General features: G+C 41.3%; 18 protein-coding genes. 12 read left to right on the top strand and 6 right to left on the bottom strand.

The window, feature by feature from the left end:
* From CAP51_RS16985 to CAP51_RS16965, 5 genes are all read left to right on the top strand, one after another.
* On the top strand, nt 1-3,873 hold a 3,873-nt coding region (locus CAP51_RS16985), incomplete at its 5' end, for a YadA-like family protein (RefSeq protein WP_171294821.1).
* 69 nt (nt 3,874-3,942) lie between these two features.
* Nucleotides 3,943-4,740 carry a trimeric autotransporter adhesin/peptidogylcan-associated protein TpgA gene (gene tpgA, locus CAP51_RS16980; protein WP_087621954.1) on the top strand — a complete coding sequence of 266 codons (798 nt, stop codon included), beginning with the start codon at nt 3,943-3,945 and terminating at the stop codon, nt 4,738-4,740.
* Nucleotides 4,741-4,924: 184 nt separating this feature from the next.
* On the top strand, nt 4,925-6,610 hold the full coding sequence (ilvD, locus tag CAP51_RS16975) for a dihydroxy-acid dehydratase (protein ID WP_087621953.1): 1,686 nt from the start codon (nt 4,925-4,927) through the stop codon (nt 6,608-6,610).
* A 263-nt stretch (nt 6,611-6,873) separates the two neighbouring features.
* Nucleotides 6,874-8,187, top strand: a complete 1,314-nt coding sequence (locus CAP51_RS16970) for a hypothetical protein (RefSeq protein ID WP_087621952.1) — start codon at nt 6,874-6,876, stop codon at nt 8,185-8,187.
* A 150-nt stretch (nt 8,188-8,337) separates the two neighbouring features.
* Nucleotides 8,338-9,069: a sulfite exporter TauE/SafE family protein gene (locus tag CAP51_RS16965; RefSeq protein ID WP_087621951.1), complete on the top strand. Its 732-nt coding sequence runs from the start codon at nt 8,338-8,340 to the stop codon at nt 9,067-9,069.
* Here the strand turns inward: CAP51_RS16965 and CAP51_RS16960 are convergent.
* Together CAP51_RS16960 and nadC are read right to left on the bottom strand one after the other, a co-directional pair.
* Nucleotides 9,064-9,963: a LysR family transcriptional regulator gene (locus CAP51_RS16960; RefSeq protein ID WP_087621950.1), complete on the bottom strand. Its 900-nt coding sequence runs from the start codon at nt 9,961-9,963 to the stop codon at nt 9,064-9,066. The genes CAP51_RS16965 and CAP51_RS16960 overlap by 6 nt on opposite strands.
* A 16-nt stretch (nt 9,964-9,979) precedes the next feature.
* Nucleotides 9,980-10,819, bottom strand: coding sequence for a carboxylating nicotinate-nucleotide diphosphorylase (gene nadC / locus CAP51_RS16955; RefSeq protein WP_087621949.1), 840 nt, complete (start codon nt 10,817-10,819; stop codon nt 9,980-9,982).
* Between the two features lie 222 nt (nt 10,820-11,041).
* On the opposite strand from nadC, the gene CAP51_RS16950 reads away from it, so the two are divergent.
* From CAP51_RS16950 to CAP51_RS16940, 3 genes are read left to right on the top strand one after another with little or no spacing between them, the layout of a single operon-like run.
* The gene (locus CAP51_RS16950) at nt 11,042-12,433 is read left to right on the top strand and encodes a GntP family permease (RefSeq protein ID WP_087621948.1); all 1,392 of its coding nucleotides are present in this window, start codon (nt 11,042-11,044) and stop codon (nt 12,431-12,433) included.
* A gap of 22 nt (nt 12,434-12,455) precedes the next feature.
* A complete protein-coding gene (locus CAP51_RS16945; protein WP_087621947.1) occupies nt 12,456-13,616 on the top strand; it encodes an iron-containing alcohol dehydrogenase in 1,161 nt (386 codons plus the stop codon).
* A gap of 24 nt (nt 13,617-13,640) precedes the next feature.
* Nucleotides 13,641-15,155 carry a CoA-acylating methylmalonate-semialdehyde dehydrogenase gene (locus CAP51_RS16940; RefSeq protein ID WP_087621946.1) on the top strand — a complete coding sequence of 505 codons (1,515 nt, stop codon included), beginning with the start codon at nt 13,641-13,643 and terminating at the stop codon, nt 15,153-15,155.
* 40 nt (nt 15,156-15,195) lie between these two features.
* On the opposite strand, the gene CAP51_RS16935 is transcribed toward CAP51_RS16940, so the two are convergent.
* The gene (locus CAP51_RS16935) at nt 15,196-15,990 is read right to left on the bottom strand and encodes an IclR family transcriptional regulator (RefSeq protein WP_087621945.1); all 795 of its coding nucleotides are present in this window, start codon (nt 15,988-15,990) and stop codon (nt 15,196-15,198) included.
* A 137-nt stretch (nt 15,991-16,127) separates the two neighbouring features.
* Between CAP51_RS16935 and ampD the strand changes: the two genes are divergently transcribed.
* Nucleotides 16,128-16,697 (top strand): 1,6-anhydro-N-acetylmuramyl-L-alanine amidase AmpD, encoded by a 570-nt coding sequence (ampD, locus tag CAP51_RS16930; RefSeq protein ID WP_087621944.1) that lies wholly within the window; start codon nt 16,128-16,130, stop codon nt 16,695-16,697.
* An 81-nt stretch (nt 16,698-16,778) separates the two neighbouring features.
* Nucleotides 16,779-18,320, top strand: a complete 1,542-nt coding sequence (gene murJ, locus CAP51_RS16925; protein ID WP_087621943.1) for a murein biosynthesis integral membrane protein MurJ — start codon at nt 16,779-16,781, stop codon at nt 18,318-18,320.
* 334 nt (nt 18,321-18,654) lie between these two features.
* Here murJ and CAP51_RS16920 read toward each other — a convergent pair whose 3' ends face one another.
* Nucleotides 18,655-20,115, bottom strand: a complete 1,461-nt coding sequence (locus tag CAP51_RS16920) for a sensor domain-containing diguanylate cyclase (RefSeq protein ID WP_087621942.1) — start codon at nt 20,113-20,115, stop codon at nt 18,655-18,657.
* Between the two features lie 533 nt (nt 20,116-20,648).
* On the opposite strand from CAP51_RS16920, the gene CAP51_RS16915 reads away from it, so the two are divergent.
* Nucleotides 20,649-21,248 (top strand): DUF1269 domain-containing protein, encoded by a 600-nt coding sequence (locus tag CAP51_RS16915; RefSeq protein ID WP_087621941.1) that lies wholly within the window; start codon nt 20,649-20,651, stop codon nt 21,246-21,248.
* A gap of 187 nt (nt 21,249-21,435) precedes the next feature.
* Here CAP51_RS16915 and bamJ (CAP51_RS16910) read toward each other — a convergent pair whose 3' ends face one another.
* Nucleotides 21,436-22,125, bottom strand: coding sequence for a BamJ family beta-barrel-assembly machinery protein (bamJ, locus tag CAP51_RS16910; RefSeq protein ID WP_087621940.1), 690 nt, complete (start codon nt 22,123-22,125; stop codon nt 21,436-21,438).
* A gap of 228 nt (nt 22,126-22,353) precedes the next feature.
* The gene (gene bamJ, locus CAP51_RS16905; protein ID WP_087621939.1) at nt 22,354-23,097 is read right to left on the bottom strand and encodes a BamJ family beta-barrel-assembly machinery protein; all 744 of its coding nucleotides are present in this window, start codon (nt 23,095-23,097) and stop codon (nt 22,354-22,356) included.
* A gap of 312 nt (nt 23,098-23,409) precedes the next feature.
* On the opposite strand from bamJ (CAP51_RS16905), the gene CAP51_RS16900 reads away from it, so the two are divergent.
* Nucleotides 23,410-23,979, top strand: coding sequence for a peptidylprolyl isomerase (locus CAP51_RS16900; RefSeq protein ID WP_087621938.1), 570 nt, complete (start codon nt 23,410-23,412; stop codon nt 23,977-23,979).
* Nucleotides 23,980-24,277: the final 298 nt, after the last annotated feature.

Genomic DNA, 24,277 nt, shown 5'->3' with positions numbered 1-24,277 from the left:
AGTTCTAGCGATGCGATCAATGGTAGCCAGTTACATGCAGCACAAGACAGCACAGCAAACATTATTGGTGGCAGTGTCACGAATGTAGATGGCAGTATCACTGGACCGTTTACGACCAATGGTAATAACTATGACACCATTGCTGATGCAATTGAAGGTGAGAGTGCAGCAGCGAAGACCGAAGTCGAGGAAGGCAAGAACATCACAGTCACATCTGATGTGGGTGCAGATGGTCAAACTATTTATACAGTAGCGACAGCCGACGATGTGAATTTCAATACTGTAACGGTAGGTGATGCTTCAGGTAGTCCGATTACGCTGGATGGCACGACAGGTACAATTACCGGTTTGAGCAATACCACATTGGGTACAGCAGACTTTGCGACAGCAGGTCGAGCAGCGACAGAGGAACAATTATCGTCAGTATCTGATTCGGTATCGAACATTATAGGTGGAGGCGTCACTAATAATGGTGGAGCTGTAACTGGTCCGGTGAATGTCGGTGGTGATTCGTATACGACAATCGTAGAAGCGATTGAAGATCAGTCAGCGAAAGCAAAAACTACAGTGAGTGAAGGTGACAACATAGTTGTGACCAAGACTGAGAATGCAGATGGTTCAGATAACTATGAAGTTGCTACAGCGAAAGATGTAAACTTTGACAGTGTAACTGTAGGCGATGCGACCACAGGGATCTTGATTGATGGCAGTAGCAACAAGATCAGTAATCTTGCAGCAGGCGATGTGTCTTCTAGTTCTAGCGATGCGATCAATGGTAGCCAGTTACATGCAGCACAAGACAGCACAGCAACCATTATTGGTGGCGGTGTTACGAATGTAGATGGTAGTATCACTGGACCGTTTACAGCGAATGGCAATGACTACACTACGATTGCAGAGGCGATTGAAGGTGAGAGTGCAGCGGCGAAAACCGAAGTAGAAGAAGGCAAGAACATCACAGTCACATCTGATGTGGGTGCAGATGGTCAAACCATTTATACAGTAGCGACAGCCGACGATGTGAATTTCAATACTGTAACGGTAGGTGATGCTTCAGGTAGTCCAATTACGCTGGATGGTACGACAGGTACAATTACTGGCCTAACCAATACTACATTGGGTACAGCAGACTTTGCCACAGCAGGTCGAGCAGCGACAGAGGAACAATTATCGTCAGTATCTGATTCGGTATCGAACATTATAGGTGGAGGCGTCACTAATAATGGTGGATCTGTAACTGGTCCGGTGAATGTCGGTGGTGATTCGTATACGACAATCGTTGAAGCGATTGAAGATCAGTCAGCGAAAGCAAAAACTACAGTAAGTGAAGGTGATAACATAGTTGTGACCAAGAGCCAGAATGCAGATGGTTCAGATAACTATGAAGTTGCTACAGCGAAAGATGTAAACTTTGACAGTGTAACTGTAGGTGACACTTACATAGACAACAGTAGCGTAAGTACAACTAATCTGACAGCAACTGGTGAAACCAAGCTGGGTGACAACTTTGTTGTGAACAACGAAGGTGCAACGTACAACGGTCCGATTACCGATGGTACCCACATTGTTAATAAGGACTATGTAGATAATAGCGTTACAGAGTTGGGTGATACACCATTAACATTTGCTGGAAATACAGGTTCAGTTGACAAGAAACTGGGCGATACCGTTACCATTAAAGGTGAAGGTAGCAAAGCTGACAGTGAATATAGCGCAGAGAACATCAAAACCATCGTAGATGACGAAGGCAACATTATTGTTGCACTGGACAAGAATCTTTCAGCAGATTCTGTGACCTTAAATGGTCAGAATGGTGCAGATGGCATTAGCCTGACAGGTGCAGCTGGTGCACCAGGTGTAAATGGCCAAGATGGTATCACCCGCATTATCTATGCAGATCCGACTACAGGTGAAACCGAGCAAGTAGCAACCTTGAATGATGGTTTGAACTTTGCGGGTAACACAGGCGATACGATTGCCAAGAAATTGAATGAAACCTTAACTGTCAAAGGTGAATTGGCAGATGAGGCAAAAGCGACAGCTGCAAATACACGAGTAGATTCGGAAAATGGCGAGCTAGTTGTTAAATTAGCGAAAAATCTGACAGATTTGACTAGTGCGACCTTTACAACTCCAGCAGGTGATAGTTCCACTATAATCAATGGTAATGGTATTACGATTACGCCTACTGACACAGCGCCAAATGGCATGGTAAGTCTAACCAAAGATGGCTTGAATAATGGCGGTAATCAAATCACCAATGTTGCTAGCGGCGGTACAACCGAGACCAATGCAGCCAATATAGGCGACGTGAAAGCAGCAGCGGCAGCAGCAAAAACCGAAGTAGAACAAGGTAAGAACATCACTGTTAAGTCTGAAACAGGTGATGACGGTCAAACCGTTTATACCGTATCGACAGCAGATGATGTGAACTTTGACAGTGTGACTGTTGGCAATGTTGTATTGGATAGCACGAGCAATACGATTAGTGGCTTAAGTAATACAACGTTAGGCGGTGCAGATTTTGCTACAGCAGGTCGTGCAGCAACCGAAGAACAGCTGAATACCACACAAAATAATCTGGTGACGATTCTTGGTGGAAATGCGGTAAATAATGCTGGCAATGTATCGATCACTAATATTGGTGGTACTGGCCAAGACAACATTAATGATGCGATTGCATCTATTAAAGATGCTGCCGACAATGCAAATCAGGGTTGGAATGTATCGACTAATGGTGGAAATGCAAGCAATGTTAAACCGGGCAATACTGTAGATTTCAAAGGTGATGGCAGTGTTGTGGTCAGCAATGATGGCAACAATGTTACGGTTGGATTGGCAGATAAAGTTACAGTTGGTTCTGGTGATAATGCCGTGAGCATTGATGGCGATAGCGGTCAAATTACAGTCGGCAATACTACCGTTGCTAAAGATGGTATCACTACGGGTGATACGACGCTTAATGATAGTGGTTTAACGATTGCAGGTGGTCCAAGCGTCACTAAAGATGGTATCGATGCAGGTAATAAAACCATTATCGGTGTGGATAGTGGGTTAAAAGATGCCGATGGTAATGTTGTTGATCTTGCGAAGGCAGATGGAAACAACGCGGTCAATGTCGATGATTTACGTAATACTGTAAATGACATTAATAGCAATGTTGCAGCGGCAAAAACAGAAGTTACAGCTGGCAGCAATATTACTGTAACACAGACCAAAGGTGCAGATGGTCAGGCTGTTTATGAAGTTGCAACTGCTAAGGATGTGACCTTTGATTCTGTAACTTCCGGCACTGTCTCAGCAGATAAAGTGACTGTCGGTAATGTGGTGATTGATCAGTCCGGTATTAATGCTGGTGATCAAAAAGTTACCAATGTTGCCAATGGTACGGTGAGTGCAGATTCTAAAGATGCAGTGAATGGTAGTCAGTTATATGGTTATGCCGAAGGTGTGAAAAACATCATTGGTGGCACCACAACCTATAATGCAGAAACTGGTCAATACACCAACACCAATATTGGTGGTACAGGTAAAGACAATATCAATGATGCCATTGGTGCAGTGAATAATAACGTGATTGATCTGGGTAATCGTCTGGAGAATGCGTTCTATCAAACCAATAAGCGTATTGATAAAGTTGAAAAAGAAGCCAAAGCTGGTATTGCATCAGCCATGGCCATGGAAACAGCACCATTTATTCCTGGTAAATGGACTTATGCAGTTGGTGCTGCGCATCATGGTGGTGAGCAAGCGGTTGGTGCGACTTTGCGTAAGACTGCGGATAATGGACGTTGGGCGGTGACTGGTGGTGTTGCAACAGCAACTGAAGGTGATCCAAGCTTCCGTATCGGTATCAGCGGTGTAATTGACTAATTCCATAAAACACGAGGTGGTTCCGAAACGGAGCCTCCCATCTTTAAATATTAAATTGAGAGAATAGAGATGAAAGCATTAAATCAAGCCTTAATGTTCAGCGTGTTGAGTGGATTAGCCATCACCATGACACATGCCGAAGATGCCGAAACACTGCAACAAACATCAGAAGAAATTCATTTTCCACACGTTGAGGATAGCTATCTTAAACAAGTAAAGCGTTATGAATATGATGATGTTGCCCGTCTGGAGACAGGATTAAACAAAGACCAATTCCGTCATTTATTGGGTAATCCCCAATTTAATGAAGGTGTATTTGTCAATCGTGTTTGGAATTATGTACTCGACATTCAAATTCCCAATACACAGGATTATAAACGTTGTCAGTTACGTATTGACTTTGATAAGAAACAGATAGCCCAGAGTCTGAACTGGAAAGGTGAAGAGTGTGCGGGTCTTGTTGCTTATGGCGCAAATAATCAAGTTGCAGACAATGTTTTAAATACTGGTTTGCAATCGAATAATGCTGTGGTTTTATTTGCATTTGATCGCTACAGTTCAGCATCAATTACTCAAAGTACAGCATCGATTGCAGATATTGCAGCACAGATTAAAGCAGATCAAGCAAAACAGGTCGATATCTCTGGTTTTGCCGATCGTCTTGGTAAGTATGCTTATAATCAACAGCTTGCAGCAAATAGGGTTAATACAGTAGCAAGCCTACTTGTTGAACAAGGCGTTGATCCGAATATTCTTCGTATTCAAAGCAATGGCGCAACTTCTATTTATCAACACTGTGATGGTGCGAAATCAAACGCAGTCATTGCATGTCTGGCACCAAATCGTCGAGTCAATATCCAATGGTAATTGGATAGAAATTTAGCTGAGTATAAAAAAATGCATCCTTAAAGGGGTGCATTTTTTATATGATCACATTTAAACCTTTCCCTGCAACCCGATGAGTTATAGAATACACACAATTTTTCATCAGTTTTGCAAAGACAGCTAGGGCATATCACTACTCGGGCCCAAGCCATACGGAGTACTTTTCATGAGTAAAGAAAATATACGCGAGCATTCAGCACCTGTTTATGAAGGTGTTGAAAATGCACCAGCACGTTCGATGATGCGTGCTGTCGGTTTCACTGATGAAGACTTTACCCGCCCATTTATTGGTATTGCATCGACATGGGCCAATGTGACGCCATGTAATATGCATATTGATGGTCTGGCACGCGAAGTTGAAACAGGGGTAAACAGTGCAGGTGGTAAAGGCGTAATTTTCAATACCATTACCATCTCTGATGGGATCTCCAATGGTACCGAAGGGATGAAATATTCTTTAGTTTCTCGTGAAATTATTGCCGATTCAATCGAAGCAGTGGTGGGGTGTCAGGGCTATGATGGTGTGATTGCAATTGGTGGCTGTGATAAAAATATGCCGGGTTGTATCATGGGACTGGCACGTTTAAACCGTCCGGGTTTATTCATCTATGGTGGTACCATTCAGCCGGGTGCTGGACATACCGACATGATTTCCGTGTTTGAAGCGGTAGGACAACATGCCAAAGGTGAAATCAACGAAATTCAGGTCAAACAGATTGAAGAAGTCGCTTTGCCGGGTCCGGGTTCCTGTGGCGGCATGTACACAGCCAATACCATGGCATCTGCGATTGAAGCACTAGGTATGAGTTTGCCGGGTTCTTCTGCACAGGAAGCAGTATCAAAAGATAAACTGATTGACTGCGAACGTGCCGGTGAAGCTGTGATGAATTTATTGCGTCTGGATATCAAACCAAGCGATATCATGACCAAAGCAGCATTTGAAAACTCCATCAAAGTGGTCATCGCTCTTGGTGGTTCAACCAATGCGGTTTTACACTTTTTAGCGATGGCGCATACCGTTGGTGTGGATTTAACATTGGATGATTTTGTGCGTATCGGTAAGGAAACGCCTGTTGTTGCCGATGTCCGTCCATCCGGTAAATATCTGATGTCTGAACTGATCAAGATTGGTGGGATTCAGCCATTAATGAAACGTATGCTGGACCGTGGCATGCTTGATGGTTCCTGTTTAACTGTAACCGGTAAAACACTGGCAGAAAATCTGGCAGATGTAGAGGATTATCCGGAAGGTCAGGACATCATCATGCCATTTGATGCGCCAATCAAAAAAGACTCACATCTGATTGTGATCAAGGGTAATTTATCACCAACGGGTGCAGTGGCCAAAATCACCGGAAAAGAAGGTCTATATTTTGAAGGGCCAGCACGGGTATTTGAAGGTGAAATCGGTGCTATGCGCGGTATTCTTGATGGTCAGGTACAACCAGGCGAGGTTGTGGTCATTCGCGGTGAAGGTCCAAAAGGTGGTCCAGGTATGCCGGAAATGTTAAAACCAACTTCTGCGATTATTGGTAAAGGTCTGGGTAAATCGGTTGCCTTGATTACGGATGGTCGTTTCTCAGGTGGTAGTCATGGCTTCGTGATTGGTCATGTGACACCGGAAGCTTATGAGGGTGGTCCAATTGGTTTGGTTAAAAATGGTGATAAAATTTCCATTAATGCCGAAACACGGGAAATGACCTTGCATATTTCGGATGAAGAAATGGCCGCGCGTAAAGCAGCCTGGGTTAAGCCGAAAGCAAATTACAGCACAGGTGCGTTGGCAAAATTTGCCAAACTGGCGTCCGGTGCAGAAAAAGGTGCAGTTACAGACCTTGATCTGAACGTATAATCCGTCAGAATGTATTGAACATTTGCCTGTGACTTGTTATAAGTTGCATAGGGTTTATAAGTTTTAAGCATCTCTTTCGAGAGGTGCTTTTCTTGCGCTTGGTGTTGCTTTGAAATGACTTTTATTGCACATGTCTGATTTCGATATGCAGCGTTAAAGGATCAAAACAATTGTGACACACGCAAGATGCCTATAATGTAAAGTGAAGTAGACAATTTTAAGCTAAATAGCCGTTCAGGATTTATTCTTCTTAGAGGTTTGTTATGTCCCTGTTACGAAGGTGGTTTGATCCGATCCGTTCTACATGGTATTACGATCGTCCACTGCGTGAAGCACAATTGCCGATCGATGACGGGATTACGGTTTATCTGCGTCTGGATGATGTTTATAGTTATCTTGCAGTACAACAGCTTGAACAATTAGAAGAAATTTTGGTTGATGAACTCAAACCCTTAAAAATTGTAATTTCTGATCAAGCTGCACCGCCACCGAATGGCATGAGTGTGGACATATGGCAAAATTATTGCCTGAATGATGCCAAAATTCTCGCCTTACAACATCGGTTTGCTTATGATGATGTGCCAGAAATGCCATCGAAAGAGGCAATTCAGCAGGCACACCTGATTCTGGAGCGAACGCCGTTAAAGGATCGAGATTTTCTATATTTACTAGAAGATGTGTTCCATATGTTGTGGAATCAGCAATATGGCAAGCTAAAAATGCTATATGCGATGGCGAAGAATTATCAGATGCCACCACAGGATATTCAATTTAGATTTGAATCCATTCCGATTTTAACCGCTTATTTTGCTTTTGGTGGCCGTGAGTATCAGGCGGTTGATGATTTATTACGTTTAACCCGCCGCCTACAACAACAAAAATTACTCAAATCATCACCTATTTTTTTGATTAATCATATTGAATGGCGTGAGCATTTAATTACCGATGCCGAAGAATTGTTTGAAATTCAGTCATTACAGCCCGAACTGGATCTGTATATTGCGCTGGAAGATCCGATTTCATGGTTATTGGTGTCGTATATCAAAGATGAGCTGGCCAATTTATATAATATTCACTTACAGATTCATCCTTTGCCTTATCAGGGACGCGATCATTTTGACTGGAGTCTGGCGACGCGTTTATCCAAACGCACCGATGTAGAATTTACGCCTTTTTGCCGCCCAGATGTAAAAACAGCCATGATCATGGCGCAGGTCTTTTTCCAGCTAGGAAAGGAAGCGCAAGAAGAGGCGCTTTTGGACATGCTCAAACTTACTTGGACTAAAGGCAAAGACCTCAGTTATACCCCACATTTACAACCGATTCTCGATGAATATCATATTCAGACGCTGAAATTGACACCAGAAGACATAGAGCAAAAATTACAAGACAATGCAGTACATTGTGAGCAATTACAACAACCAAACTTGCCGGTGATGGTATTGCGTATTGCTGGACAACAATTTGTATTTAATAGCCTGTATCGTGTCTGGATGATTGAAAGTATCTTTTCCAATATTCTGGAACAACGCTATAAACAGCAAGCACATGATCTTGACATGGAACGTGAGCAATAAAATAGAAATTTATTCTTTGATCTAAAAACTTGATATAAATGAGTCATTTCAAATTTTGATTGAAAGCCGATCCCATAATATTTGCTGGGTCAAATGCATGTTATTGCGTATGCTGCATGACAGTTCATTATCGCAGTTAAGCTGATCTTTATGATTGTATTTGTATGTCTGGTTTTTTTATTGGCTGGTATGGTCAAAGGAACAATCGGTTTAGGTTTACCGACCATTGCCATGGGCTTATTAACCTTGTTGATTAGTCCACTTCAGGCGGCTGCATTATTGTTAATTCCATCTATGCTAACCAATGTCTGGCAACTCTTTGCAGAAGGTGCATTTCTTGCTTTAATCCGTCGTTTTTTCTGGTTGTTATGCGGCATTGTAGTGGGAACGATATGGAGTATTTTTCCAACCTTGGGCAGTGCACATGGTTATTTGAGTGAAATTTTACTAGGTAGTATGCTGCTACTATATGGGCTTTATGGTTTATTTGCCAAAAATATGCCCAATCTGTCCAGATATGAACGTTTTTTATCGCCAGTCATTGGTTATCTGGGTGGCGCATTAATTGTTGCAACAGGGGTCATCGTGATTCCGATAGCACCTTATTTTCAGTCTTTATACCTTAAAAAAAATGAATTGGTACAAGCATTGGGCTTGGTCTTTACGCTTTCTACTGTTTGTTTGGGTGTATTTCTTTATCAAAATCCAAGTTTAAGTTTTATCGCAGATATTAAATTATCCAGTCTGGCGTTAATCGCGGCATTATTGGGAATGCATCTGGGTAAACGGCTACGGGATCGGATCAGCGAACAAAAATTTCGGCGTTTATTCTTTTATGGTTTGATCTTGTTGGGTAGTTATATGATTGTGCATCAATTATAAAAACAGATCTTTTGTTTGTGTCAGTAAAAAATCACTCAACGCCTGATGGGCCGGTGGCAGTTGCATAAAATCTTGACAAGCGAGTTGTAAAGTACGATTGGCCCATTTGCCGTGCAAAGCGATTTGCCTAAATGCATATTGCGATTCTAAGCGCTGGGCAATTTGTGCTGGCATGATGGCAATCCCCAATCCGGTACTTACCACTTGTGCAATGGCCTGAAAATCCAGCAGTCGTAAACGGTATTCAATTGTGGCAGATAACAGACTTAGTTGTTTATCGATCGATTGCTGCAAAGCATGATGCGGCATCAGCCCGATCCATGGATAATTCAGGGTTTGTGTTAAGCTCAGTGAAGCATATTGGCAAAGCGGATGCTGCATCGGACAAATCAGTACCAATGGATCATGAATAAAGGTTTTAGTTTGTAAACCGGTAGTATCAAAAACATCAGAAATCAGTCCCAGCTTGGCAATTCCTTGCTGTAAATTCTGAATAATCACGGTACTTTCTGCTTCTTTCAGATGAATATTTAAATGTTCATGCTGTAATAAATATTGTGGCAGAAGTTTTGGTAAATATTCACTTTGTGCAGAAGAATTGCACCATAAGGTGAGGTGTTGGGTCTGGTGTTGTAAATAAGGTGAAATGTCTTGTTGTAGTGCTGCATATTGTTTTAACAATAGCCGAGCATGCTGAACAAAAATCTGACCTGCTGGCGTGAGCTGTACACCTGATGAATGCCGAATTAACAAGGGACAAAAGCGTTGTTCCAGTTTTTTTATCCGTTCGCTACAGGCTTGTACCGAGAGGGCGGCATGTTCGGCTGCCTTGCTGAAACTGCCTGTTTCAGCAATATTTAACAGCAGTTGTAGATCGAACAGATCAAGACGCATTTCATCATGTCATCCATTAAATAAAACGCATGGATAAATCAACAGCTTTTATATCTTTGGTGAGCGAACCCATTGAAATGTAATCCACACCGGTACTTGCCACTTCTCTTAAGCGTTCTACCGTAATATTGCCGGATGCTTCAAGTTTACAGCGACCATTGACCAGATTCACCGCATCAATCATCTGTTGCTGGCTAAAATTATCCAGCATCACGATGTCGGCACCTGCATCCAGTGCTTGCTGTAATTCTGCAAAGTTTTCAACTTCTACTTCGACAGGTTTGTTTGGGGCGATTTGATGTGCCTGTGCAATCGCTTGGGCAATGCCGCCGGCTGCCATGATGTGATTTTCTTTAATTAAGAAAGCATCGAATAAACCCAAACGATGATTTTGGCCCCCACCCACCGTCACGGCATATTTTTGTGCAATGCGTAGGCCGGGAATGGTTTTACGGGTATCGAGGATTTTGGTATTTAAACCGTCCAGCAGTTTGACATAGCTCGCCACTTTGGTGGCAACCGCAGACAGGGTTTGAATAAAATTCAGTGCCGGACGTTCGCCTGTCAGTAGACTACGGGCATTCCCTTTAAGTTCTAAAAAGGCTTCATCTGCCTGAACATGTTCTCCTTCATTTTTTAACCAGATCACTTCAACTTTTGGATCAAGTTGTTGAAATAAATAATCCACCCATGGACGACCAGCAAGCACCATGCTCTCACGGCTGATAATTCGGGCATGTGCCTGTTCATCTGCCGCTGTCAGCTGGGCGGTAATGTCACCGTCACCGATGTCTTCTTGTAAGGCATGTTGTACGTTGTTGTGAATGGCATGTTCAAGAAGTTGTTGTGGAATCATGACTGGGCTTCTCTTTAGAAAAGGCTAAATGAGGAAAGGCGCAAATTATAATGGATTTTTGCCTTATGTGGTGAAGTATAAAAAATAGAAATACCGACATTGTATATATTGATTCAAATAAGACTAAAGTCTAATAACAAATCCTCAAAAACTAAACTAACTTCTAATAACGATACAAATCGTATCATTATATAAAATGGAATGTCTTAAAAAGGATTTAAGATGATCAGTATATTTGGAATTGTCTTGTCACTATTTTTGCTGATGTATCTCGCATACAAAGGCTTTAGTGTCATTATTCTTGCCCCTGTGCTTGCAATGTTTGCCGTACTCTGGAGTGGTGCGGCCAATGAAATGCTGGGGTTCTATTCACAAATATTTATGACCGGCCTAGGCGGCTACATCATTAAATATTTTCCACTTTTTTTACTGGGTGCATTGTTTGGTAAATTGATGGATGCTTCTGGATCTGCCCGAAGCATTGCCCAGTTTTTAGTAAATAAATTGGGTCATCATCAAGCCATGCTTTCCATCGTGTTGTCATGTGCAATTTTGACTTATGGTGGTGTTTCACTCTTCGTCGTGGGTTTTGCCGTATTTCCAATTGCTTCGGCATTATTTAAACAGTTAGGCATTCCAAAACGTTTGATTCCAGCAGCGATTATGTTGGGTGCCTTAACTTTTACCATGACGGCATTACCTGGCACACCAGCGATTCAAAATGCCATTCCGATGCCATTTTTTGATACCGATACCTATGCTGCACCGATACTCGGCATTATTGCTTCAATCATCATGTTTGCAGGCGGAATGTGGTGGTTAAACAAGCGTGTTCGGGATGCGCACACGAAACAAGAAGGCTATGGTCATCATCCATACGAAGTGGAAGCAAAGTTTGATGATCGACGTTTGCCTTCGGTTTATCTGGCATTTGTTCCGATTGTGTTTGTGATTCTGTGTAATTTTATTTTAAGCAAATTTGCATTTCCTGCACTGGATACCTCTTATCTTGCGGCTGACAAATTTGGTGGGATTACACTCAGTGCAGTAAATGGGTTGTGGTCAATTACCTGTGCTTTGTTCTTCTCTTGCCTATTGATTTTGGCACTGAGCTGGAATCGCTTTACAGATATAAAGGAAACCTTGCAGCAGGGTGTCAGTTCTTCATTTTTACCAATCTTTAATACAGCTTCGGAAGTGGGTTATGGCTCGGTGATTGCCGCGTTGACTGGCTTTGTGATTATTCGTGATTTTCTGATTGGTCTGGCACCGAATAATCCACTGATTTCTGAGGCAATTGTGATCAATGTCCTGGCAGGGATTACAGGGTCTGCATCGGGTGGCTTGAGTATCGCTTTAAATACCATGGGTGAAACCTATAAAGCCTTGGCATTGGAACATGGCATTTCACTGGAATTAATGCACAAGGTGGCATCTATGGCATCAGGCACTATGGATTCATTACCACATAATGGTGCGGTCATCACCATCATTACTTTATGTGGACTCACGCATAAACAGTCATATTACGACATGTTTGTTGTCGCCATTATTTTTCCACTCATTGCCCTGGTCGCTGTGGTGACACTGGGTACGATGTTTGGTTCATTTTAAATTTTTAAACAAGGAGTTGGATATGGTGAGTAGTATTGCTATTCCAAGTATCATGGAAGTTGGTAAACATGCCAGTGCAAATTTACCCAAAGTATTGCATTCACTTGGTGCGACAAAACCCTTAATTATCACCGATAAGATGATGGTCAAGCTGGGATATATTCAGAATATTCAGAATATTCTGAGTGAAGCTGGATTTTCCAGTGAAGTCTTCGCTGACACCATTCCAGAGCCGACCTCATCTTCAATTTTGGCGGGTGTTCAGTTTAGTCAAAGTCAGGCTTTTGATGCGATTATTGCTGTGGGTGGCGGAAGTCCAATTGATAGTGCCAAAGCGATTAGTATCTTGAGTACGCATGGCGGCAAGATTCGTGATTATAAATTTCCAAATTTAACCAATCAGGCGGGTATTCCTGTCATTGCTGTACCGACTACAGCAGGGACTGGTTCAGAAGTGACGCGTTTTACCATTATTACCGATGATGAAAATAATGAAAAAATGTTATGTGCTGGTCTGGGCTTTATGCCAAAAGCAGCAATTATTGACTATAGCCTGACTTTGTCTTTACCGCCACGCACCACAGCCGATACAGGAATTGATGCACTGACCCATGCCATAGAGGCTTATGTCAGTAAAAAAGCCAACTTATACAGTGATAGTCAAGCAATTGCGGCTATGAAGCTGATCGGTCCAAACTTAAGAACAGTGTATCACCAGCCAGAGCATGAGCAAGCCCGTGAAGCGATGATGTTGGGTTCAACACTAGCAGGTGCAGCATTTTCTAATGCATCGGTGGCGTTGGTGCATGGCATGAGCCGTCCAATCGGGGCATTTTTTCATGTGCCGCATGGTTTATCCAATGCCATGTTGTTACCGATGATTACCGAATTTTCCATTTCTGCTGCACCTGAACGTTATGCCGATTGTGCCAGAGCAATTGGTATCGCCAGTGAGCAGGATGAGCCTGATCTTGCCAATCAAAAACTGGTGCAATTTTTACAGGATCTAAATCGTGAATTAAATGTACCGACCCTTGCCGAGTTTGGTGCAAGCAGGGAAGAATTTGACCAAATTGTAGACACGATGGCACAGCAGGCCAAAGCTTCCGGTTCACCTGACAATAATCCCCGTGTACCAACCATTGCACAAATGGTTGAACTCTATCAAAAACTTTGGAATTAAATTGATCTGAAAAGGATATGTAAGATGACAAATTCAAATACTCAACATGTTGTTGGACATTTAATTAATGGTGTTGCCCGTGATGATGCGAGCCGTACCCAAGAGGTTTATAATCCGTCAACAGGTGAAATCAGTAAATATGTAGCGATTGCCAGTCAAGCAACCGTAGAAGAAGCGATTACTGCTGCACAGGCGGCATTCCCGGCATGGCGTGATACTCCGGTGATTAAACGTGCCCGTGTCATGTTTAAATTTAAAGAATTATTGGAACAAAATGCCGATAAAATCTGTGAATTGATTGGTCAGGAACACGGCAAAATTTTGCATGATGCAGCAGGTGAATTACAACGTGGTATTGAAAATGTCGAATATGCCTGTAGTGCGCCTGAATTTTTGAAAGGCGAATTTAGTAAAAATGTAGGGCCAAATATTGATTCATGGAGTGAGTTTCAGCCGCTTGGTGTCGTGGCCGGGATTACCCCGTTTAACTTTCCGGCGATGGTACCTTTGTGGATGTATCCAATGGCAATCGTCTGTGGTAACTGCTTTATCCTAAAACCGTCTGAACGTGATCCAAGCTCAACTTTGTTTATTGCACAATTATTAAAACAGGCGGGTTTACCCGATGGGGTAATGAATGTGGTCAATGGTGATAAAGTTGCTGTGGATACCTTATTACATGATCCACGTATTCAGGCAGTGAGCTTTGTTGGTTCAACTCCGATTGCAGAATATATTTATGCAACTGCAACCTCAACAGGCAAGCGTTGTCAGGCATTGGGCGGTGCGAAGAACCATGCGATTGTGATGCCAGATGCGGATCTTGATAATGTGGTCAGTTCCTTATTGGGCGCAGCATTTGGTTCATCGGGCGAGCGTTGCATGGCGTTATCGGTTGCTGTCGCAGTCGGTGATGAAGTCGCTGATCGTTTAATTGAGTGTCTAAGTCAGCAAATTCAAGGTCTAAAATTTGGTTGCTATGCCGATAAAAGCAATGATTTTGGTCCTGTGATTACCCAGCAGCATAAAAATAAAGTGGTGGGTTATATTAATAGTGCAGAACAGGACGGAGCAAAAATTGTGGTCGATGGTCGTCAGGCTGCACCGCAAGGCTTTGAAAATGGCTTTTTTGTTGGGCCAACCTTGATTGATCAGGTGCGCCCCGATATGTTGAGCTATAAAGAAGAAATTTTTGGTCCAGTATTACAAATCGTGCGTGTGCAGACCATGCAGCAGGCAATGGATTTAATTAATCAGCACGAATATGGCAATGGTACTTGTATCTATACCCGTGATGGCGAAGCTGCCCGTTATTTCTCGGATCATATTCAGGTGGGTATGGTCGGAATTAACATTCCATTGCCTGTGCCTGTGGCATATCATAGCTTTGGTGGTTGGAAACGTTCATTATTTGGTGATTTATATGCGTATGGACCAGATGGTGCACGGTTCTATACTCGTCGCAAAACCATAACCCAACGCTGGCCAAGTGCCAATGTTCGTGAAGGCGCACAATTTTCCATGCCGACACTCAATTAATTAATATTGAGTGAATTGATGCTGTTAAATATTAAGGCGGTTATTCCGCCTTGATTTGTTTATGAGCCTGAATGCTTTGAATAAGCAGGCTTAATTCTTGTGCTGCACTGCGTAGTGTGGTTTCAAATTCCAGTAAATTATCTAGAGATTTACGTACAGTTGGGGCATGGGTATATAAACAGGCAATTAAATCTTGTTGGCTATCCACAATCGGAACCGACATTGCCACCATGCCTGCAATAAATTCTTCATTGTCTGTACTGAATTGTTGCTGTGCAATTTGATCCATATTTTTATTTAAGTGTGATAGATCAATGATGGTATTGTTGGTCATTTTCTGGATGGGTAGACTTTTTAGGATACGATTACGCTGTTCATGTTCTAAACTGCTTAAAAATAATTTACCACTAGATGTACACCATAATGGGACTTTTGAACCAACAGGCAGGTAAATTTGCAGTGGCCAGTTGGTCTGTACACGATCGGTATATGCCATATGATTATCATACATCACTGCAATACCGCAGGTTTCGCCGATGGTATTTGATAATTGTTCAAGTATCGACATGCGTTCTATTTTTAAAGGTGCACTTTTCCACACATTTAAAATCAAGTTGTGGATTTTATTCCCTACGGTAAAGCCACCATAGGAATCCAGTTGCACATAGCCTTCTTTATCCAGCGTATTTAATAAACGATGGATTGAAGGTTTGGGAATATCCAAAGCGATGGCGAGATCAGCAGGTGATAAAGGATAGGGCGATTGTGCCAGTGTATCGAGTATTTCTAATACCCGAGTGATAGAGGAACCTTTACGTTTAGACTCGTGATCCATTATTTTGCTCATGTGTTAAAGCTTGATTTGATAAATCCGGGATACTTTTCGTATACAAGTAAACTTGTATTGTGATTTATTGGACAATATTAGCAAATTCTGACGTAAAATAAATTGATCTGACAAGACATGATTTCATGATGACAACATTCTCTATCAAAGATGGGATATTGCAAGGTGCAACACAGATTGCATCGACCAATTTTAATCAGCGACCTGAAAATACCGATATACGCTTGGTGGTTGTGCATAATATCAGTTTGCCACCTTCGCAGTTTGGCGGTGGCTATATTCAGCAATTTTTTCAGAATCAACTGGACTGGAATGCTCATCCTTATTTTCAGACCATTCAAGGCATGCAGGTGTCGGCACATCTACTTATTTTGCGTAGCGGTGAAGTGATTCAGTTTGTCAATTTTAATGATCGAGCATGGCATGCTGGACGCTCTAGTTATCTGGGACAGGTGGAATGTAATGATTATTCGATTGGCATTGAACTTGAAGGCAGCGATGATTTGCCCTTTGAAGCGGTACAATATCAACAATTAAGTCAGGTTATTTTGGCGATTGAATCGGCTTATCCCAAAACCAGACAGCATCTGGCAGGGCACTCTGATATTGCGCCAGGACGCAAGACCGACCCCGGTGATTTTTTTCAATGGCAGACTTTGCGTCAGCTTATTTTTTCACAACGTATGACAAAATAGTTTGCAAGTGGATACAAAGCTGTTCATGCAAATCACAAAAATTCTTTTACAATAGCGATTTTTCGTCTTAGGTGGATCACCATGGCATTATGGCGTTCAACGCTTACAGTGAGTGCAATGACCATGTTGTCACGAGTCTTGGGGCTGGTGCGGGATATGGTACTGCTCAATGTATTTGGAGCTGGCAAGGATTTCGATACCTTTGTGGTGGCATTTCGTATTCCAAACTTTTTTAGACGACTATTGGCCGAAGGGGCATTTTCACAAGCCTTTATTCCGGTTTTAACCGAATATAAAACCACAAAAACCCATCAGGACGTACAAATTCTGATTAGTCGGGTATTTGGGGGATTATTGCTTATCACCAGTATATTGACTTTTGTGGCGATGGTGGCTGCTCCAGCGATTTTATATGTATATGCTGGCGGTTTTAGTGAAGATCCTGCCAAGTTTGCGCAACTGGTCGATTTATTCCGTCTGACTTTTCCCTATTTGCTGTTTATGTCTCTCACTGCATTTGCCAGTAGTATTCTAAATAGTTATGGTTCATTTACCACGCCAGCATTTGCACCCGTATTATTGAATCTCACCATGATTCTGGCTGCCTTATTTCTGGCACCTTATACCAGTCCTGCCATTATGTCGCTGGGTTGGGCGGTGTTGATTGCAGGGATTTTACAGCTTGCCATTCAATTGCCGGAATTATGGCGTAAAAAATTGTTGATTCCACCTAAACTGGATTTTCAGCATGAAGGGGTAAGACGGATTTTAAAGCTGATGTTGCCGGCATTGTTTGGGGTATCGGTGACGCAAATTAATTTGTTACTGAATACCTTCTGGGCTTCGCATATGCAGGATGGCTCGGTGTCGTGGCTTTATACCGCAGAACGCATGACGGAACTGCCTTTAGGGCTGATCGGTGTAGCGATTGGTACGGTGATTTTGCCATCGTTATCCATGAAAAAAGCTGATCAGGATATGCAAAAATTCAAAGCCATGATGGACTGGGCAACCAAAGTCATTATTCTGGTGGGAATGCCGGCTAGTATTGCGCTGTGTATGTTATCCACACCGATTATCCAGACTTTGTTCCAGCATGGTGAATTTACCCTGCGCGATACACAAATGACAGCACTGGCATTGCAATGTATGAGTGCAGGTGTGATTTCCTATATGCTGATTAAAGTTTTTGCGCCAGGCTTTTATGCACAGCAGGATACCAAAACACCGGTACGGATTGGGATGATTACAGTCTTTGCTAATATGATCATTACCCTGATTTTATTGGGTGTTTTCCATTTGATCGGCTGGCAGGCACAGCATATGGCACTGGCACTGGCATCTTCGGGATCTGCATTGATTAATGCTATTCTTTTATATACTGCCTTACATCGTCGTAATATTTATCGTTTTCAGGGGCACTGGAAAACAACCATTATTCAGTTTGTGATCGCCAATCTGGTCATGATATTGGTCTTATGGCTGGGTTTAAAATGGTTTGACGGTACAGCCAGTGCCATGACTCGAGTGATTGAATTATTGTTGCTTTGTGTTGCAGGTGCAGTTGCATATGGTGTTGCACTACTGGTAACAGGTTTCCGACCTCGCCATTTACGACCATAATCAATTTAGGTAACGTCAGTTCAGGATAACAGTCTTTGTTTTGTATAAATAAAACTAATTTCAATGAAAGAATCACGACGGAGTCTTACAAGATTAGGCATATTTTAGGATAAACCTTCGGTTCGACCTACTTTTCTTTCGGGAAAAGTAGGCAAAACCATTTGTCCACTGCAAACTCGGTCAAATACCGCTAAAGAACAAATTAATTGAAAAACATTATTTTGCAAATAATCTGCTGACCTCGAACAAGCAGCGGACGCTACTACGAAATAAATTTCTTCTACTCACCTTATTCCAAATTCATGTTAAGTATGAAAAGACCGAAAGATTCAGTTTAAATCTCTCGGTCTTTTTTTTGTTCCAGAAACTCTTTTTCTTGATAATAACGTTGCTTATCTTCATACATTCTATGATCGGCACGTTTGATCATATTTTCAATATTTTCATTTTCTTGACTGGTGGCATAACCAATCGCCATATGAATAGGTAGGCTGGAGTAATATTGATTGTCGATATGGAACAGTTCGTTAATGGTTTGAACGGTGGTCTCAACCTCTTGTTCATTGGCACCCAGCATTAGAACAACAAATTCATCACCACCAATGCGTGAAACAGTATGGGGTGCATTGACTGCCTGATTTAAAATATCGCCGACACGGCGTAATAATCCATCACCAATATCATGTCCCAAGCGATCATTAATCATCTTAAGTCCATTCATATCCAGATAAATACAGGATATCGGGCGGATAATACTACGATTGAGACGATGAATTTCTTCAGTATAAAAAGAGCGGTTGAATAATTTGGTTAACACATCATGTTTGCCTAGATATTCAAGATAGGCTTCGGCTTTTTTACGTGCGGTAATATCGGTTAAGGAAACTTGTACCATGGCCCAGTCTTCTTCGTAACCCGGAAAAACCGAAAACTGTAAGAGCACATTACGAATACTGCCATCGAGCGCATAATTTACGGCTTCCCGGCGATGGTGGATATTCCCATTCCATAATTCAATTAATTGTTCACGAAAGGTAAGCCGCATTTCACCACAGAACACACGATCCAGATTTTGTATTAATTCTTCTTTGGAAGAGGCTGCAAACAAGTCTATCGTGGCTTGATTGACATCAATCAGAATAATGTCGCTCATGCATTGTTCTATAAATTCGGGATGCACATCCAGAAAAGTGCGAAAGTCTTCAATACCTAGATTACGCAGATGATCAAGACGGGTTTTGATACGGCTAAAATCTTCAACCCATAATGAGGCAGGTGAAAACTTAAACATGCCTTCTGCAAATTGGCGATGTCGTTTTTCAATTTTCTGTGCTTCACGATGTGGCGATAAATCTTCAGCGGTAATAAATACCCGACCGAGATCATACTCGTGACCCGGAAGAATTAAGATGTGTAATAAGAGTTCTAGACGTTTTCCATCTAGAGATAAACACATCATTTCGGTGGAAATGGGTGCTTGTTTTTGCCATAGCAGAATATACTGCTGTAATAGCGAGATGAGCATATCATCTTGAAAAATTTGATCCAGATGTTGGCTTAGCTGTTGTTCAGAATCAGCTGCAAATAGCGCAAGTGCTTTTTGATTGACCTGTAAAATTTTAATGTGTTGTAAACAGGCTTGCATCCGCATAGGGTCTGCTTGTAGATAAGCGCAAATATCTTCAATACCGGCTGTTTGCCATTCATCAAACAATTGCTTAAGTCCACTCAAATCCTCTAGCACCATGGGTAACGGTGCAAGATTGAAAAGCTGTACAGAATCTAAGCTATGCATGGAGAAAAGTCCAAAAGCTGATATAAGGAGATATGTATAAACCGAAATGGTTTAAAAGAGAACAAGTATATCGCGATTCTGCAAAGTTTTAATCTCTATAAAACAAAAAAGTATTTTGATACAAAGTTTAACTAGGCATTCGCTAGAATAGGATTAAAGTGTAATTAGCACTACATTTTAATAAAGAACAGCGTACTTCCGGAGTAAATCATGCATAACAGCGTAAGCGGTGGTAGCGGGAGATTGATCGGTATGATTAAGCTAAATGAGATAGTGATAAAGAAAAGAATAACCCTGTTGAAATCAACATAACGACTCAGAAAAGCCCATCAATCCAAAAATCTTGGTTAACAGATGATCATCATGTTTGAAATTCAATTGAAAATGAAATGTATGACAGACAATATTTTAAAGCCTATGATTAATATCGTTAAACAATGACTCAGTACAATCAAAATTTATTGGGATTGATATCACTAAGCAAATTAATCCTGATCTAAAAACAGTTCAATTGTTGTAAAAAGGAGTAAATGATGTCTCGCAATATTATTTTAGTGACATGGCCGGATTCAGCAAAAGCTTATCAGGAATATAGCGAATTAAAACGTGCGAATATTTCTGGTATTCAACAAGCGGTCATTATTGAGCGTAAAGAAGATGGCAAACTTGCCATCAATGAAGGGGATAGTAATACCATCGGGATAAAATCACTGGGTGGTGGTTTAATTGGGATGTTGGTGGGTGTAATTGCTGGTCCATTGGGCATGTTGCTGGGTTTTACCACAGGTGTATTGTTTGGTTCGATTTTTGATATTAAAGATATAAGTGAAGACAGCACGATTTTATCTAAACTGAGCCAAAGTTTTAAACTCGGTACGACGGGATTACTGCTTGATATTGAAGAAGAGGATACCACTGCGGTGGATGCATACTTTGCAGCGAAAAATGCAACATTACAACGCTGGTCCTATGATGAAGTAAAAGCCGAAGTTGAAGCCTCAATCAGTGCATGGGAACAGGTTAACGCGACAGCAGAACAAGCCATTAAAGAACAGAAAAAAGCGGAACATGCCGAAAAACGCAAAGAGAAATGGGCTGAATTTAAAGAAAAACTTCACCTTAAAAACTTATAGTGAACAAATGTAGGTTTTGTGAAAGCCCAATGAATAAGCCAATAGCAAATTGCCATTGGCTTATTTCTTATCTATCTCTTGAGCATTAAAATCCAGATTTAAATTGCCAAATATATTTTTAAACCTCTATGATGCTGCATCAATCGTATTTTGGCTATTCTAGATTGTGGTTGTATTCAAAGGAATCTTAAGATACAACTTTGATGAGTTGAATATCAAAAATCAAAGTACTGTTGGGTGGAATCGCATCGCCTGCACCGACTTCACCATAGGCTAAATTTGCAGGGATAAAGAAACGATACTTGCTTCCCTCAGACATCAGTGGAATGCCTTCCTGCCAGCCTTTGATGACTTGATTTAAAGGCAGTGTTACTGGTTCATCACGTGCGATTGAGCTATCAAATACCGTGCCATCGAGTAAACGCCCTTCATAGTGCACTTCTACCTGACTGGTTGCAGTTGGTTTTTTACCATTTCCCTGACTTAATACTTGATATTGTAAGCCACTGGCAGTTGTCTTAATCCCAGTTTTACTGGCATTACTTTGTAAAAATGCAGAACCTGCCTTTAAATTTTCAGCAGCTGATTGCTGGAAAGTCACCAACTCCTCTGCATCCATTTTTCGCTTATACTGATTGAGTATACTCGCCATCTGTTCATTGGTTAAGGTAGAATCCTGTCCGGCATAACCTGTCTTAAAACCTTCTAAGAAGCTATTGATGTCGAGGTTATTCAAGGCGTTGGCATTGGATTTTCCCATTAGATAACCAAAACTATAGCCTACCTGTTCGCGTTCACTACTTTTATCTGTAATGGTCGGCGCAGCAAATGAACTGGTTGCCGCACAGATTAAACCTAAAAAAAGATATTTTTTCATTGTAATAAATTCCACGCTTCATCTATTTTCACAATATAGATGTGTGATGAGGTTTTAACATTGGTTCAAGATGAAGGATGATGGAGACTCAATCATCTCTAGGGTTAAAAATGTATATATGTCTTTTATAAAATTATTGCAAAATATTTATTAAAATCTGTGTGTTGATTTTGTAAATGAGCATCTAAGATACAAGGTCAGACAAGCTATCTTATCTGACCTTGGCAATTATTTTACTTCTAGTAATTGTACTTTAAAGATCAGTGTACTATTTGCTGGAATCGGTCCCATACCTTGGGCGCCGTAGCCTAATTTAGCCGGAATAAAGAAGGTATATTCAGCACCTTCTTTCATCAACTGTAAACCTTCTGTCCAGCCCGGAATAACCTGATTTAACGGAAATTCAACAGGTTGACCATTTTGAAATGAGCTGTCAAAAACTTCACCCGTAATTAATTTACCTTCATAGTTTACTTTTACAACATCAGTTGCTTTTGGCTGTTTCCCGGTCCCTTCTTTATCAACAATATATTGCAATCCAGAAGCCGTGGTTTTTACATTGGGCTTTTTCGCATTTTCTGTCAGAAATTTAACATTGGCATCATCAGATGGTGCTGAAACTTCAGGTTGGGAAAGTGCAGCGGGTTGATCATTATTTTTTTGCTGTGCGACGAATTCTTGATATGCAGCATTGATTTCTTCTTTGCTATACGGAAATTCTTCATGCCCATGGCCGGCACGGGCACCAGCAGAAAATGCATTAACGTCAAGTTCTGGTGGTGTCATCTGGCTAGTGACTTCATAACCGAATACATAACTGATTTTTTCGACAGCTGTGGCAGTTTTTGGATCAAATGATGAATGATGAGAGCTTGCCTGGTATTTAGTTGGATTTTGGCTTGCAAAATAAACAGGTACAAGTGCAACACTACCTAAAACAGCCGCTACAACGATGGGTAAAGCTTTACTCATGATAGTTCCATAGAGATAGAAATAAGATTTGCTTTAATTATGTGATCATATTAACACATGTGTACAAATGGCATATGTCGTTATCAAAACATACTGTGAAATGTGTGATTATTTTAGCGTTCTATTCAAAAAAACGAAATAGCTAAGCGACTATAGTGTAAAGAAGTGTACAAAGAAAATAGGAGGAAATGACGCATCAGGAGAAAATAGGCGATAAAATAACGTCTTTCTATTATAATTATGCAGATCACGGACTTCAGAATAAGATCAAAATTATTGTGAAATATGTCCTAAATGAAATGAGAGAAGAATATGAGCAGTCTTAAACATGCGATCGTCATAGCAAGTTTATTTGGTCTAACGGCCAATGCCTTTGCTGGAACACAAGTTACCTTAAGTACCACACAAGGCGATATTCAAATCGAACTTTATGATCAACAGGCGCCGATCAGTACCAATAATTTTTTAAAATATGTCAATTCTGGTTTCTACAAAGGCACCATTTTTCATCGAGTCATTCCTGGCTTTATGATACAAACGGGTGGCTTCACACCTAACTTGCAACAAAAACCGACAACTTTCCCAGCAATAAAAAATGAAGCCAATAATGGATTGAAAAACTTGCGCGGTACAGTGGCCATGGCAAGAACCGGTGCAATTAATAGTGCAACCAGTCAATTCTTTATTAACACTGTAGACAATCCAACTCTGGATCATGGTGTGAGAGATTATGGCTATGCTGTTTTTGGACGGGTCACAAAAGGCATGGATGTGGTTGATAATATTGCAAATGTCCCCACATCCAAAAAAGGCATGCACTTTGATGTACCACTTAAACCGATCGTCATTGTTGATGCCAAAGTAAGTCCAAAACCGTTTTAAGCTTAAAAAACCTACGGAAAGCGTTCAATAAGTGAACAAAAGTAATAAAAGAGGTTAAAAAAAGTTCGTATGATTTAAAAAGATAAAAAAAGGGGTTGCGTTGGTAGGGGAATACTGTAGAATGCACATCCATCGGCGGTGATGCAGATTAAAACTTGTTGAAAAACAGGGTGTTAGTTGGAACTTAAGGGTTTTTATTAATATTTGGTTTGAAGGAATAAGTTTAGAAACAATCGAAATTACTAGTTGACTTTAAAGAGATTTAGAGTAGAATAGCCGACCTAGCTTGCTGGTGACG

Source organism: Acinetobacter populi, from assembly GCF_002174125.1.
In the GTDB taxonomy this organism is placed as follows: Bacteria; Pseudomonadota; Gammaproteobacteria; order Pseudomonadales; family Moraxellaceae; genus Acinetobacter; species Acinetobacter populi.
Note: the sequence above shows the minus strand (reverse complement) of the source record. Positions and strands in the feature narration are given on the sequence as shown.